General features: G+C 65.1%; 9 protein-coding genes. 4 read left to right on the top strand and 5 right to left on the bottom strand.

Features of this window, described 5'->3' with window-relative positions:
• Window positions 1-2: 2 nt before the first annotated feature.
• From fdxA to ABQZ00_RS11055, 5 genes are all read right to left on the bottom strand, one after another.
• Window positions 3-326 (bottom strand): ferredoxin FdxA, encoded by a 324-nt coding sequence (fdxA, locus tag ABQZ00_RS11075; protein WP_005994928.1) that lies wholly within the window; start codon window positions 324-326, stop codon window positions 3-5.
• A gap of 299 nt (window positions 327-625) precedes the next feature.
• Window positions 626-1504, bottom strand: coding sequence for a 2-dehydro-3-deoxygalactonokinase (locus ABQZ00_RS11070; protein WP_323538310.1), 879 nt, complete (start codon window positions 1502-1504; stop codon window positions 626-628).
• Window positions 1501-2412 carry an SMP-30/gluconolactonase/LRE family protein gene (locus ABQZ00_RS11065; protein ID WP_323519133.1) on the bottom strand — a complete coding sequence of 304 codons (912 nt, stop codon included), beginning with the start codon at window positions 2410-2412 and terminating at the stop codon, window positions 1501-1503. The genes ABQZ00_RS11070 and ABQZ00_RS11065 overlap by 4 nt, the downstream gene beginning before the upstream one ends.
• The gene (gene dgoD, locus ABQZ00_RS11060) at window positions 2406-3554 is read right to left on the bottom strand and encodes a galactonate dehydratase (RefSeq protein WP_055844210.1); all 1149 of its coding nucleotides are present in this window, start codon (window positions 3552-3554) and stop codon (window positions 2406-2408) included. The genes ABQZ00_RS11065 and dgoD overlap by 7 nt, the downstream gene beginning before the upstream one ends.
• Window positions 3551-4183 (bottom strand): 2-dehydro-3-deoxy-6-phosphogalactonate aldolase, encoded by a 633-nt coding sequence (locus ABQZ00_RS11055; RefSeq protein WP_323538311.1) that lies wholly within the window; start codon window positions 4181-4183, stop codon window positions 3551-3553. The genes dgoD and ABQZ00_RS11055 overlap by 4 nt, the downstream gene beginning before the upstream one ends.
• A 414-nt stretch (window positions 4184-4597) precedes the next feature.
• Here ABQZ00_RS11055 and ABQZ00_RS11050 point away from each other — a divergent pair, with 414 nt between their 5' ends.
• The 4 genes from ABQZ00_RS11050 (at window position 4598) to ABQZ00_RS11035 (ending at window position 14186) form a co-directional block, all read left to right on the top strand.
• Window positions 4598-5569: a LysR family transcriptional regulator gene (locus ABQZ00_RS11050; protein ID WP_055844203.1), complete on the top strand. Its 972-nt coding sequence runs from the start codon at window positions 4598-4600 to the stop codon at window positions 5567-5569.
• Between the two features lie 259 nt (window positions 5570-5828).
• Window positions 5829-8762, top strand: a complete 2934-nt coding sequence (locus tag ABQZ00_RS11045; protein WP_323538312.1) for a TonB-dependent receptor — start codon at window positions 5829-5831, stop codon at window positions 8760-8762.
• A gap of 333 nt (window positions 8763-9095) precedes the next feature.
• Window positions 9096-11816, top strand: coding sequence for a TonB-dependent receptor (locus ABQZ00_RS11040; protein WP_115527624.1), 2721 nt, complete (start codon window positions 9096-9098; stop codon window positions 11814-11816).
• A 111-nt stretch (window positions 11817-11927) separates the two neighbouring features.
• Window positions 11928-14186 (top strand): sialidase family protein, encoded by a 2259-nt coding sequence (locus tag ABQZ00_RS11035; protein ID WP_323538313.1) that lies wholly within the window; start codon window positions 11928-11930, stop codon window positions 14184-14186.
• Window positions 14187-14273: the final 87 nt, after the last annotated feature.

Genomic DNA, 14273 nt, shown 5'->3' with positions numbered 1-14273 from the left:
CCTTAGCGCTGCAGCAGCGGTAGCTTGTTCGGCTTGCCGTCCCAGTCTGCCGCATCGGGCAGGGGCTCCTGGCGCACGGTCAGCACTGGCCAGGCCTTGGCCAGTTCGGCGTTGAGCGCGACGAAGCCTTCCTGGCCTGCGGGCACGTCATCTTCCGGATAGATCGCATTAGCCGGGCACTCGGGCTCGCACAGGGTGCAGTCGATGCACTCGTCCGGGTCGATGACCAGGAAATTCGGGCCGACGTGGAAGCAATCCACCGGGCAGACCTCGACGCAGTCGGTGTATTTGCACTTGATGCAGTTTTCGGTGACAACAAAAGGCATGGCGGAATCCGGCGTTTAGCCTCGTAATTCTAAAGCAGTCGGGTGGTGGGTGTGAGGTGGGACGGAGATTGTTTGCCGCGCATATGATGGATTGGTCGTGGTCTGCGGGTGCCTTGATGCCTGGATCTCGCTGGGTGGGTTGGCTGTCTTCCGCCGTATTCTCACCCCAACCTCCGCTCCGCGTCCCGGCCCGCGCTTGCGGCGCGGGCGCTCCAAGGCCCGCGCGCCGATGGTACGCAAGCCGTGCCTTCTCGCCCCACGGGGAGAGGGGCTTTGCGTCCTGTCTCCCCTCAGGGAACTCAGGTCAGGCCGTGTTGCCGGGCCAGCGCGAACAGGCCGGTGGCGGCCAGGTCTTCCGGGTGTTGTTGGGTGGCGACGCCCAGGTGCGTCAACGCCAGGGCGTAGCGCTGCGCCAAGGCGGGGCTGCCGACCAGGTGCACAGTGGCGTGGCTGCCGCGATGCTCGCGTAGCTCGTGGCCGATCAGCAGGCCCGAGAGGTACGAGGGCAGGGCCTGTGTGCTGAGGCGGTCGAACAGGCCCAGCGTGCGGGTGCCGAACAGGTGGTGACTAAGGCCGCCGGGTTCGGCGCTGCGATCCACGCCTGACAGGAATGCGGCCTCATCGAGATCGGCATGCTCGTCGGGCATCAGCTTGCCGAGGATGCTGTGCTGGCGCAGCACCGCGTACAGTTCGCCGGTCATGACGGTGGCGAAGTCGGTCAGCTGGCCGTTGGCGATCGTCGCCCATTTGCTGTGCGTGCCGGGCAGGCAGGCGATGTGGTCGCCGTCGCCAAGTGCGGCGAACAGGCCGACCAGTTGGGTTTCTTCGCCGCGCATGACATCCGGCACGCCATGCTGCGCGCCGGTGCTGACGCCGGGCACGAACCACAGCGTGCGGCCAGGCAGCAGATCGTCGTAGCAGCGCATGGCCGCAGCCAATGCGGTGGTGTCGGCCGGGCAGGGCAGGTAGGCCTGTTCGACCCAGCCGTTGCGGCTGCCGATCATGCCCGACAGCACGACCGGGCCGTCCCAGCCATCAATCAATGTGCGCAGGACCTCGCCGAAGCGGCCCTGGCAGGCGAGGATGCCGTCGCTGCCACGGCGTTGATCGAGCACGGCGCCGGTGGCGTCGAGCAGGTAGGCGCGCAGGCTGCTGGTACCCCAATCGACCGCGATCATGCGCTGGCCACCCGGCTTTCGGGCAGACCGGCGATGGCGACGTCGCAGACGAACAGGCCGCCGGCTTCGGGCATGCGTGCGAGTTCTTCGGCGCTATGGTCCAGGCGCGAGGAGATCACGTGCAGGCGATCCAGCGCCGCGCCACCGAAGGCGCTGCAGGTGGGGTGTTTGACCGGCAGGTGCACGATGCGCTCGACACTGCCGTCGGGGCGATAGCGCACCACGCGCGAGGCGCGCCATTGCGCATTCCACAGATGGCCTTCGCTGTCGATGATCGAGCCGTCCGGCTCGGCGTCGTCGCGGTCCAGGGTGGTGAACACGCGCGTGTTGCTGGTTTGCGCGGTCTCCGGGTCGTAATCGCAGCACAGGATCTGCGGGCGCACCGAGTCGCAGTAATACAGTGTGCGGCCGTCGAGGCTGAAGCAGATCGAGTTGGGGATCGACACGCCCGGCAGTGGCAACGCGCGCAAGCCATGTGCCAGCGAGAACTGATACATCGCGCCGCGCGCGGCCTTGTTGTCGTGTTCGTCCATGGTGCCGAACACCAGATTGCCGTGCCGATCGGCGCGGCCATCGTTGCTGCGCGTCAGCGGGTTGTCGGCCTCGATATCGGCCAGTTTTTCGAAGGGCAACACGTCGTCTTCGGTGCTGTCCGGGTCGGCGATACCGATGGCCTTGGCCAGTGCGATCAGCAGGCGGCCGTCGTCCATCAGGCCGAGGCAACCGGGGCGATCGGGCAGCGTCCAGTAGCGTGTCTGCGCGCTGGCCGGATGATGCCGCCACAGGCGTTTTTCGCTGATGTCGACCCAGTACAACGCCTCGCGCTGTTCGCACCACAGCACGCCTTCGCCGTGCGTGCAGCGGCTGTCGACCGCCAGTACGGCGGTGTGCTCGGGCATGCTCACCATTCGGCGATGCTGCCGTCGGCGTGGCGCCACACCGGGTTGCGCCAGTCAGGCGGATTTTCGTTTGCGCGCTTGAGCATCTCTTCGTCGATCTCCACACCGAGCCCGGGCTTGGGCAGTGCGGCGATACTGCCATCCACGCACTGAAAATCGTCTTTATTGATGACGTAATCGAGCAGGTCGGCGCCTTCGTTGTAATGAATGCCGATGCTCTGTTCCTGTAGCACCGCGTTGTGCGACACGAAGTCCACGTGCAGACACGCCGCCAGCGCGATCGGGCCGAGCGGGCAGTGCGGGGCGAAGCCCACGTCGTAGGCTTCGGCCATCGCGGCGATCTTGACGCACTCGGTGATGCCGCCGGCATGCGACAGGTCCGGCTGCACCATGCCGATGCCACCGGCACACAGCACGTTCTTGAATTCGAAGCGCGAGAACATGCGCTCGCCGGCAGCCAGCGGAATCGAGGTGCTGGCGGCCAGGCGCGGGTAGTACTCGGCCTGTTCGGCCAGCACCGGTTCTTCGACGAACAGCGGCTTGAACGGTTCGAGCTCGCGCAGCAACGCCTTGGCCATCGGTGCGCCGACGCGGCCGTGGAAGTCGATGCCGAAGTCGATGGTGTTGCCGAAGGCTTCGCGGATTTCGGCGACCTTGACCACGGCGGCATCGACGGCGCGCGCGCTGTCGATCAGCTTCATTTCTTCGGTGCCGTTGAACTTGAAGGTGTCAAAGCCCAGCGCGCGGTAATCGGTGATCTGCTGGATGATGGCGCCGGGGCGGTCGCCGCCGACCCAGCGGTAGGTCTTCATGCGATCGCGCACCAGCCCGCCCAGCAGCTCGTACACCGGCACGCCCAGCGCCTTGCCCTTGATGTCCCACAGCGCCTGGTCGATACCGGCGATGGCGCTCATCAGGATGGCGCCGCCGCGGTAGAACCCGGCGCGGTACATGGTCTGCCACAGATCGTTGATGCGCGCCGGGTCCTTGCCGACGACATAGCCGGCCAGTTCGTGCACGGCCGCTTCCACGCTACGCGCGCGGCCTTCGATGACGGGCTCGCCCCAGCCGGTGATGCCCTCGTCGGTCTCGACCTTGAGGAACAACCAGCGCGGTGCGGCGTGGTAGGTGGTGAGACGGGTGATCTTCATCCTTGCAGTTCCTGGTAGGCCTGCACGAAGTTGCGTGCATGCGTCTGGGTCGTTTCGAGTGATTGCGCGGGTTTGTACAGTTCGCCACCGATGCCGGCGCCGGCGGCGCCCTGGGCGATGAAGCCGGCCAGGGTCTGCGGGCTGACGCCGCCGACCACGTAGACCGGGATGTGGGTGGGCAGCACCGAGCGCAGCGCGCGCACATGCGCAGCGCCATAGGTCGCGGCCGGGAACAGCTTCAGGATCGTTGCGCCGGCGTCGATGGCGTCGAATGCCTCGCTGGCGGTGGCGAAGCCGGCCACCACGGTCAGCCCGCGCGACACCGCATGGCGGATCAGGCTGGGGCGCGTGTTGGGGGTGACGATGAAGCGCGCACCGATGTCGGCCAGGGTGTCGACGTCTTCGTTGCGCAGCACGGTGCCGGCACCGATCCAGGCGCGCTCGCCATAGGCCTGCTGGGCGAGGGCGATGCTCTGCTGCCAACGCGGCGAATTGAGCGGGATCTCGATCGCATCGAAGCCGGCGTCGATCAGTGCGCCGACATGGTCCAGCGTTTCTTCCGGCGTGATGCCACGCAGGATGGCGATCAGTGGCAAGGCGAACAGGCTGGCGGTGGTGTCTGAGGTCATGGTGTTACTCGCGATAGAGCGGAAAGCGGCCGTTGGCGGCCAGATGGCCGGCAACGTCGTGGGAGCTTGCGCGACTGCGCGCGGCAAGCAGGTGCTGCCGATGCGCAATCCGGAGGAGAAAACGAAGTGCGGGTGGGCGGGCGCCCGGGTGATCGATGCGCGCGTGATGCGCGACATGTCTATCGCTACGGCCTGCAAGTGGCCGGCAAGATGCCGTCATCGTCGTCCACCTCCGCGGTCATGGCGTGCGTGCTGCCACCTGATCAAAGGCGGTCACGTCTGTTCTGGCCGCGCCCGGGAGGTAGGGGCTCCTGCTGCGGCGAGCGCTAGCCTCGCCTGGGGAGATATGTGCTGCAAATGAAATTTTCGGCATATTCTATTCCTCCGACGAATACACAGCCGCAACCGCACCCCATGGCAAATTCCGGTACTCCCTGGTTCAACGCAGCCCGCCTCAAGACGCGTCAACTGCTGCTATTGCTGCATCTGCACGAACAGCGCTCGGTATTGCGTGCGGCCGAGGCCGCCAGCATGACCCAGCCGGCCGCGTCCAAGCTGCTGGCCGAGATGGAAGACATGCTGGGGGTCAAATTGTTCGAGCGGCATGCCCGCGGCGTGGAGCCCACCTGGTACGGCCATGTGCTGATCCGGCGTGCCCGTGCGGCGATGTCGGAGATCGGCCGCGCGCAGGAAGAAATCGCCGCGTTGCGGGCCGGCCGCATGGGCCAGGCCTCGATCGGGACCGTGGTCAATCCAGGAACCAATCTGGTGCCGCAGGCCATTGCCGAGGTCAAACGCGAGTTTCCGGACATCCTGGTGCGGGTGGAGATGGACTACAGCCGCCCGCTCGTTGCCAAGTTGCTGGATGGTCAGCTGGATATCGTGATCGGCCGCATCCTCGGCCCGGAAGGCGTGGGCGAACTGGAATTCGAGCCGCTGGCCGATGAGCCGCATTCGGTGATCGCCCGTGCCGGCCATCCGCTGGCCAGCCGCGTCGGCCTGCAGCATGCGGACCTGGTGCGGTATGGCTGGATCCTGCCGCCGGCCGACAGCGTGCTGCGCGCGCGTCTGGACTCGATGTTCATGGAGCACGGCGTGCAGACGCCGACCAACGCCATCGAAACCTCGTCGTTGCCGGTGACTTCCACGCTGTTGCGCGGCACCGACATGCTGACTGCATTGCCGGTGGAATCGGTGGCGCCGCTGATCCAGGCCAAGTTGCTGACGGTGCTGCCGATCGAGCTGGGGGTGCGGATGGAGTCGTTCGGCATCATCCGTCGGCGCGATTACATCCTGCCGCCGGGCGCCGAGCGCATCCTGCAAGCGCTGCGGACTACCGCGCGCCGCTTGTACCCCGGTCTGCGCGGGCCGGAATCCCTTACCTAGCGGGCTCTTCCATTTCTATTCCGTGAAGTAATACCAGTCCGTGAATTTTTCATTGGCTGGCGCTAGACCGTGCGCCTATATCTGTGCGCCAGATCGCACGCTGAAGCGCACGTGAAGTCGGGCAGGTGATCGGCGGCCGAGCCGCCAAGTTGAGCAACGGTGGAGATCGGCATCAGTGCCTGTTTCCACCCGATCACGCGGGGCGTTTTGCGCCGCGACAACCAGTCTTCAGTCGTCTTGCGTCCTGGGAGGGATTCAGATGTTCAAGTTTTCAAGCCATGCCTCGGCAGGTGCGGGCGTGCGCGCCCGTCGTCTGCAACATCTGCGTCACTCGGCCATGGCCGTCAGCATCGGCGTGTTGCTTGCCGCACCGGTGTATGCGCAACAGGCGCAATCGTCGCCGGGCGCTGCGTCGAACAAGTCCGGCGCCAGCGCGGTGGACCTGGATACGGTGGAGGTGCGCGGTGTGCGCGCCAGCCTGATCAAGTCGCAGGTGATCAAGCGCGACTCCACCCAGATCGTGGATTCGGTCAGTGCCGAAGACATCGGTGCGCTGCCTGACCGCAGCGTCACCGAAACCCTGCAGCGCGTCAGTGGCGTGACCATCGACCACTTTGCCGCGCGCAGCGACCCGGACCACTTTTCGGCCGAAGGCAGTGGCGTGATGATCCGCGGCCTGACCCAGGTGCGCGGCGAACTCAATGGCCGCGACATCTTCAGCGCCGCCAGCGGCCGTGGGCTGAGCTTTGAAGACGTCCCGGCTGAGTTGATGGCCGGCGTGGACGTGTACAAAAACCCCTCGGCAGAAATCATCGAAGGCGGTCTGGGCGGCACGGTCAACCTGCGCACGCGCATGCCGTTCGACAACCCGGGGCGCATCGTCGGCGGCAATATCGACGTCAACTACGGCGACATGAGCAAGAAGTACAAGCCGTCGGCGTCTTTCCTGTTTAGCGATCGCTGGGACACCGGTGTCGGCGAAATGGGCTTCATGATCGATATCGCCCATTCGGAACTGGCGACACGCTCGGACGGCATCCAGGTGGAGCCGTATGTGCGGCGCACCGACGACGCGGTGCTGGCCGGCAGCGGGCGCAGCGAGGTGTACGTGCCCGGTGGCGTCAACTGGCGTCAGCTGGATTTCGAACGCAAGCGCGACGGGATTGCCGCAGCGTTCCAGTGGAAGCCCAGCGACCAGACCGAGATCTACGCGCAATACCTGCGCTCGCGTTACGACATGAACTGGCAGGAGCGCGCGGCGTTCTTCAACGACAGCAACAACAGCATCAGCCCGGCACCCGGCACCACCTTCGAGTACGACCAGGACGGCGTCTTCCAGCGCGGCTCGCCGGTGTCCAACTCCTGGCGCGGCGTGCTGACCGGCGACGGCGTGCGCTTCAATACCGACAACCGCTATTCCGAGCAGCGCACCACCACCTCGGACCTGTCGGTGGGCTTCAGCCACTATTTCAACGACAACCTGCAAATCAAGGGCGATGTGCAGCTGGTGCAGTCGGAGAACGACCAGCTGGACTTCACCGTGTTCAGCGCGACCTATCTGCCTGGCTTGACCTATGACGTGTCGGGCAAGTATCCGACCGTGCAGATTGCCAACCAGGGCTTCACCCAGGACCCGTCCAATTATTTCTGGGCGGCGGCGATGGATCACCTGGGCAAGAATCGCGGACGGCAGCTGTCCACCCGCGTGGACCTGGAATACACCTTCCAGGACAGCAGCTGGCTGCGTTTCATGCGCTTTGGCATGCGCGCCACCGACCGTAACCAGACCAACAAGAACTCCGGGTACAACTGGGGCGTGTTGTCGGACAACTGGGCGGCGATCCCCGGCAGCGCGACCGGCCTGGCGGACATGTCGCAATACCTGCCCGACGAGTCGTCGCGGTTCACCTTCTCCAATTTCTTCCGTGGCGGCGTGAACGTGCCCACCACGCTGGTGGTGCCCAACGGCGGCCTGGTCAAGAACTACCGGCGCGCGTCGGACCTGCTGCAACAGCAGATCGTGGCATTGCGTGGCTACGGCTGGGCGCCGGATACCTATCAGCCGCAGGACACCAATCGCCAGTTCGAGCGGACTCAGGCCGCGTACGCGGCGCTGTACTTCGGCAACGACGAGGCATGGGGTGTTCCGGTGGACGGCAATATCGGCGTGCGCATCGTGCAGACCAAGACCCAGGCCGAAGGCTTCGGTCAGTTTCAGGACCTGTCCGGGTTAAACGTGTCGCCGGAGCTGCAGGCCCGTTACACCGGCCAGTACTTCGACAACAACGCGCAAGGCAGCTACACCAATGTGCTGCCGAGCTTGAACATGCGCTTCCGCTTCACCGACACCTTGCAGTGGCGTATCGCTGCGTCCAAGGCAATGGCGCGCCCGGATTACACCCAGTTGCAGCCGTACGTGCTGCTCAACGTGGAAACCGACGACGCCGGCAATGCGACCAACTTCGTCGGCACTGCAGGTAATCCGACCCTCAAGCCGATGACAGCCAACCAGTTCGACACCGCGCTGGAGTGGTACTTCGACAGCAGCGACATGCTGTACACCACGCTGTTCTACAAGAAGGTCAAGGATTACTTCTCCACCCAGACCCGCAGCGAGACCTACGACAACCGCGAGTGGCTGGTGACCCGGCCGTACAACACCGACGAAGGCACCATCCGTGGCGCCGAAGTGGGCTACACGCAGTTCTTCGACGAACTGCCGGGCTGGATGAGCGGGTTCGGCATCAATGCCAACTTCACTTTCGTCGACAGCAAGGGCGGCGCCAATACCGCCATCGATCCGTACACCCGCACCACGGTGACCGGTGTCGAGCTGCCGCTGGAAGGCTTGTCGCGGCGCAGCTACAACCTGGCCGGCATCTACGAGAAGGGCCCGCTGTCGCTGCGCCTGGCCTACAACTGGCGCTCGCGTTATCTGTTGACCACCAGCGATGCAGCCACGCGCCTGCCGACCTGGGCCGACGACTACGGCCAGCTCGACGGCTCGTTCTTCTACCGCTTCAACGACCATCTGCAGCTGGGCGTGCAGGCCAACAACCTGACCAACACCGTGACCAAGGTGCTGATGGGCCCGACCTCGTATGCGGACGGCGAAGTGGACCCGCGCCTGTACACGCGCTCGTCCTTCGTCAACGACCGGCGCTACTCGCTGGTGCTGCGCATGAACTGGTAAGCGACGTCGATCACGGATCCACTGTGAGCGGACTCGCAGAGTCGAGTCCGCTTCTGCCGGGCCACTTACCCTGCCTGCCGATGCCGGAGCAATCGGGTTTGCCAGGCTTGCTATAGTTTTAACGAATACCTTTCCAGGAATATTTCATTGGTGTGGCATGACGGCCGCGCCCTATGCTCCCGCCGCAGCCGCAGGTCTGCCCGCCAGGGCGACCACGCATCCGCGCCTCCGGTCTTGCCGGGTGGCAGATGCGGGCCAGCAACAACGACGGGCAGGGCGTTCGCGCACCGGCCCGCTAAAACGAGTAGTACATGCGTCCTGGGAGGGAGCACCATGTCAGTGCAATATCGCCACATTCCGGCAGGCCGGACTGTGGGTCAGCGTTCGATCCGTGATTTCCGCCGCTCCGTGATGGCCATCAGTGTGGCCACGCTGCTGAGCGCGCAGGCCTACGCGCAGGATGCGACCACCACTGCCGCGCCCGCATCGGACGCCACCACCCAGCAGCTGGACACCGTGCAGGTCACCGGCACGCGCAGCAGCGTCACCAAGGCGCAGCTGGTCAAGCAGAACGCCGAGCAGATCGTCGATTCGATCGTCGCCGAAGACATCGGCAAGCTGCCCGACAACAACGTCGCCGAGGCGCTGCAGCGCATCTCCGGCATCCAGATTTCGCGCAACTACGGCGAGGGCAGCTCGATCGCCATCCGCGGTCTGACCCAGGTGCGTACCGAACTCAATGGCCGTGACATCTTCACCGCCAACGACGGCCGCGGCCTGAGCTTCGAAGACGTGTCGGCCGAGCTGCTTGGCGGCGTCAACGTGTACAAGAACCCATCTGCCGACATGATCGAAGGTGGCCTGGGCGGCACCGTCGACCTGCGCACGCGTCTGCCGTTCGATTACGACGGCCGCAAGATCGCCGGTAGCGTGCAGTACAACCATTACGACCTGGCCGACGACGGTAAGCCGGCGTTCTCGGGCCTGTTCAGCGATCGCTGGCAGACCGGGATCGGCGAGATCGGCATCCTGGTGAACTACTCGCAGCAGAAGAGCCCGTTCCGCCAGGACACCATTTCGATCGAGCCGTGGTACACCCAGACCGATCTGCCGGGCTATGAAGGCCAGCAGATCTCGGTGCCGCACGGCGCCGGTATCAACACCACCGTCGGCGAGCGCGAGCGCAAGACCGGCGCGTTTGCGATGCAGTGGCGTCCCAACGATGCGGTCGAGGTCTATACGCAGGTACTGCGTTCGGACTATGACTTCAGCTGGCACGACTATTCGTTCTTCGCGTTGACCGGTGCCAACCCGATGCAGGGCACGCCGGGCATCCAGATCAACGATCGCAACGAGTTCGTCAACGGCACCTTCCAGAACGTGCCGGCCGACTCCAACACCAGCCTGACCGAGCGGCATTCGGTGACCACCGATTACTCGCTGGGCGCCAAGTGGACGGTCAACGAAAAGCTGACCCTGAGCACCGACTTCCAGTATGTCGATGCCACCACCACCGGCACGCGTTACATCGTGGCGACCGGCTTGAACAACACGCCGTTCTTCAACATCGATTTCCGCGGCGACCTGCCCAAGTTGTCGGTGACCGATGCAAGCGGTGCCGAAGGTTTCCTGGCCAACCAGGACAACTACAACGGCTGGCGCTGGCACCTGGATAACAAGGACGACAACAAGGGCACCGAATTCGCCTGGCGTTCGGATATGGATCTGGCGTTCGACAGCGATTTCGTGCGCAGCTTCAAGGCCGGCGTGCGTTACACCGACCGCGATGCCGAGACCAAGGGCAACGTGTTCCGTTTCATGTGCATCAACGGATGCGCCGGCACACCGTTCTCGCAGTTCCCCACCGTTGGCGTCGTGACCAACCCGATCACCGACTTCTTCCGTGGCAAGAGCAGCACCTTCGGCCCGACCTTGACCGCATCCGATGTGGCCGTGGGTAACTACGAGCAGACGCTTGCGACCTTTGGCGGCACCCCGCTGGAATTTGCGCCCAACAACATCAACACGCAGAACGAGAAGACCTACGCCGCCTACGGCGTGCTGCGCTTCGGCGTGGATGGCGACATCCCGTTCGACGGCAACATCGGTGTGCGCGTGGTGCGGACCGAAGTCGGCTCGCAGGGCGTGCGGACCGGCACCGACGCTGAAGGCGGCGGTCTGATTCCGGTCGATGCACAGCAGACCTACACCGACGTGCTGCCGAGCTTGAACCTGCGTTGGATGCTGAGCGATCAGCTGCAGTGGCGTTTTGCGGCCTCGCGCGGCATTTCGCGCCCGACCTTCGATCGCCTCAATCCGAACCTGAGCCTGAGCACCGGCACCTCCAATGGTGCGTCGACCTTCACCGGTGCCGCGGGTAATCCGAGTCTGGAAGCGGTCAAGGCCGATCAGTTCGACACCGCGCTGGAGTGGTACTTCGGCCAGGGCTCGATGATGTACGGCACCTTGTTCTACAAGAAGGTGGAAGGCTTCATCGCCAACGCCGTCTTCAACGAGGTGTACGACGGCCAGGTATGGCAGATCACCCGTCCGGTCAATGGCGACTCGGGCAAGATCCGCGGCGCGGAACTGGGCTACACGCAGTTCTTCGACTTCCTGCCGGGCTGGTTGAGCGGCTTCGGCGTGCAGACCAACTACACCTACGTCGACAGCGAGGCGCCGAGCCCGACTGCCACCGACACCAACGGCCAGTCGTTGACGGTGCCGCTGGAAGGCCTGTCCAAGAACAGCTACAACGCGATCCTCAGCTACGAAACTTCGCGCTTCCAGGGCCGTGTGGCCTACAACTGGCGCAGCGACTGGCTGGTGACCACCGCAGGCAACGGCACCGGCAATCTGCCGGTCTACAACAAGGGCTTCGGCCAGCTGGATGCCTCGCTGCGTTTCAACATCAATGCTGTGTGGTCGATTTCGCTGGACGGCGTGAATCTGCTCGATACCCGTCGCGAAAGCTACCTGGGTAACGAGTCGCGCTACCGCGACTTTGTGATCAACGATCGTCGGTATGGCCTGACATTGCGGGCCAGCCTGTAGAACGCGCCGTAGGAAGTGCGTCTCCGGTCCGGCGAGCTGTGCAGGCAGCTCGTTGGACCGGTGTTTTTCCTATCGATGGCGCTGCCGTCGATCGCGAAGGGAGCCGGAGGAATGATCGCCATGATCGATCCGCCTACTAAGCGCCGCCTTTTCGCAGCACATGCGTGGCTGACAGCTGTTTGCCTGACGCTGGTGTTGCTCTTCATGACGTCTCACGTGCACGCGGCCGAGCCCGTCACGCAGGGGCCGTACCAGTGGCGCAGCGTGGCCATTGGCGGTGGCGGCTTTGTCACCGGTGTGCTGTTTCATCCCGCCGAACGCGATCTTGCCTATGCGCGCACCGATGTCGGTGGCGCATATCGCTGGGATGCGCGTGCGCAACAGTGGGTGGCACTGACCGATTGGTTGGGCGCCGACGACTGGAATCTGATGGGCATCGATGCGTTCGCCATCGACCCTGCCAATCCCGCCGCCATCTATCTGGCGGCCGGGACCTATATGCACGCGCGCGCCGGCAATGCCGCGGTGCTGCGTTCGTTCGATCGCGGCCGCAGCTTCGAGCGCGCCGATCTGCCGTTCAAACTGGGCGGCAATCAACTGGGCCGCGCCAACGGCGAACGGCTGGCGGTGGACCCGCACGATGGTCGTGTGCTGTTGCTGGGCGCACGCGATGCAGGCCTGTGGCGCAGCGACGATCGCGGCGCGCACTGGGCGCGGGTGGACGGATTTCCTGCCGAGGCATTGGCCAGTGCCACCGCGCGCAACCATGTCGGACGCGACCAGGCGGTGGGGATTGCCTTTGTCGTGTTCGACGCCGCCAGCGGCCGCGCTGGCAGTCCCACGCCACGGATCTACGTTGGCGTCTCCACCGCACACACCAGCCTGTATGTGTCCGACGATGCCGGTCGCACGTGGTCGGCGGTGGCCGGGCAGCCGCAAGGCTTGCGCCCCAGCCATATGGACGGCGGGCGCGATGGGCAGTGGTATCTCAGCTACGGCGATCAGCCCGGCCCGGACTTGATGGCCGGTGGTGCGCTGTGGAAGTACAGCCCGGCGCAGGGGCGCTGGAGCGAGATCAGCCCGATTCCGCAGCCGGCCACTGGCGATGGTTTTGGCTGGGGCGCGGTGGCGGTGGACCCGCACGATCCACAGGTGCTCCTGGCCAGTACCTTCCGCCGGCGGACGCCGCGCGATGAGCTGTTTCGCAGCGTCGACGGCGGCAAGCACTGGACGCCATTGTTGGCCGATGCGGTGTTCGATCACAGCGCCGCGCCGTGGACCGCGCAGGCGACACCGCACTGGATCGGCGCACTGGCGATCGATCCGTTCGACAGCAACCACGCGCTGTTTGTCACCGGCTACGGCATCTGGGCCTCGCGCAATCTGCGCGACTTCGCCGGCACGCGGCAACCGTTGCAGTGGTGGTTCCAGGACCGGGGGCTGGAAGAGACCGTGCCGTTGGACTTGCTCAGCCCGATGGCCGGCGCGCCTCTGCTCAGCGCGCTGGGCGATATCGATGGGTTTCGCCACGACACTCTGGATACCGCGCAGCTGCAGTATGCCGGCCCGCGTCTGACCAACGGCGAGAGCATCGATGCTTCAGGACAGGCGCCGCTGACGCTGGTGCGCAGCGGCACCGTGCGCGACCGTCGCCACAACGAGATCCGCGCGCTGCTGTCGCGCGATGGTGGCGCGCACTGGAGCGCGTTTGCCAGTGAACCACCGGCCGGGCAGGGTGCGGGCACCATTGCCATTGCAGCCGATGCATCGCGGGTGGTCTGGACGCCCAACAACGGCGGTAATTGGCGTACTGCCGATTTCGGCAAGCACTGGCAGCGCGTGCAAGGGCTGCCCGACACGGCGGTGGTGGTGGCCGACCGCGTCGATGCGCAGCGCTGGTATGCCGCCGACACCGTCAGCGGACGCTTTTACGAAAGTACCGATGGCGCGGCCAGCTTCCGCGATATCGGGCACCAGGTCGGCAACCCTGCACGCGATGAGCGTGTGCGTCCGCAGCTGCGGCCCGACCCCTGGCGTGCCGGCGTGGTGTATCTGGCCAGCCCTTCGCTGGGCGTGATGCGTTGGCAGAACGGACGCTTGCAGACCCTGTCCAAGCCGGACGAAGCGCGCTCGCTGGGCATCGGCAAACCACTGCGCGATGGCGCACCGCCAGCGCTGTATCTGGCCGGGCGTGTGGCCGGTGTAGATGGCGTATTCCGCTCCGACGACGACGGCGCGCAGTGGCTGCGCATCAACGACGATGCGCACCGTTTCGGCAAGCCTTACAGCGTCACCGGCGACCCACGACGACCTGGCCGCGTCTACTTCGCCACCGGTGGCCGTGGCATTTTTTACGGTGATCCACGATGAGCGCTGCGTGCCTGCGCGCGGCATCGCGCTGCCGTACCTTGACCCGCTGCATTCCCTATCGCCTCGTTGCGCGCCGACCGGCCGCGC

It is taken from the genome of Xanthomonas sp. WHRI 10204 (assembly GCF_040202875.1).
Classification (GTDB): domain Bacteria; phylum Pseudomonadota; class Gammaproteobacteria; order Xanthomonadales; family Xanthomonadaceae; genus Xanthomonas.
The sequence above is the reverse complement of the archived record's forward strand: the minus strand, read 5'-3'. Positions and strand labels throughout refer to the sequence as shown.

Bases quoted from the DNA above. Each gene is read 5' to 3' on its own strand.
- ABQZ00_RS11070 (WP_323538310.1), bottom strand. From the start codon at position 1,504: ATGATCGCGGTCGATTGGGGTACCAGCAGCCTGCGCGCCTACCTGCTC.
- ABQZ00_RS11050 (WP_055844203.1), top strand. From the start codon at position 4,598: ATGGCAAATTCCGGTACTCCCTGGTTCAACGCAGCCCGCCTCAAGACG.
- ABQZ00_RS11040 (WP_115527624.1), top strand. From the start codon at position 9,096: ATGTCAGTGCAATATCGCCACATTCCGGCAGGCCGGACTGTGGGTCAG.
- fdxA (WP_005994928.1), bottom strand. From the start codon at position 326: ATGCCTTTTGTTGTCACCGAAAACTGCATCAAGTGCAAATACACCGAC.
- ABQZ00_RS11065 (WP_323519133.1), bottom strand. From the start codon at position 2,412: ATGGTGAGCATGCCCGAGCACACCGCCGTACTGGCGGTCGACAGCCGC.
- ABQZ00_RS11035 (WP_323538313.1), top strand. From the start codon at position 11,928: ATGATCGCCATGATCGATCCGCCTACTAAGCGCCGCCTTTTCGCAGCA.
- ABQZ00_RS11045 (WP_323538312.1), top strand. From the start codon at position 5,829: ATGTTCAAGTTTTCAAGCCATGCCTCGGCAGGTGCGGGCGTGCGCGCC.
- dgoD (WP_055844210.1), bottom strand. From the start codon at position 3,554: ATGAAGATCACCCGTCTCACCACCTACCACGCCGCACCGCGCTGGTTG.
- ABQZ00_RS11055 (WP_323538311.1), bottom strand. From the start codon at position 4,183: ATGACCTCAGACACCACCGCCAGCCTGTTCGCCTTGCCACTGATCGCC.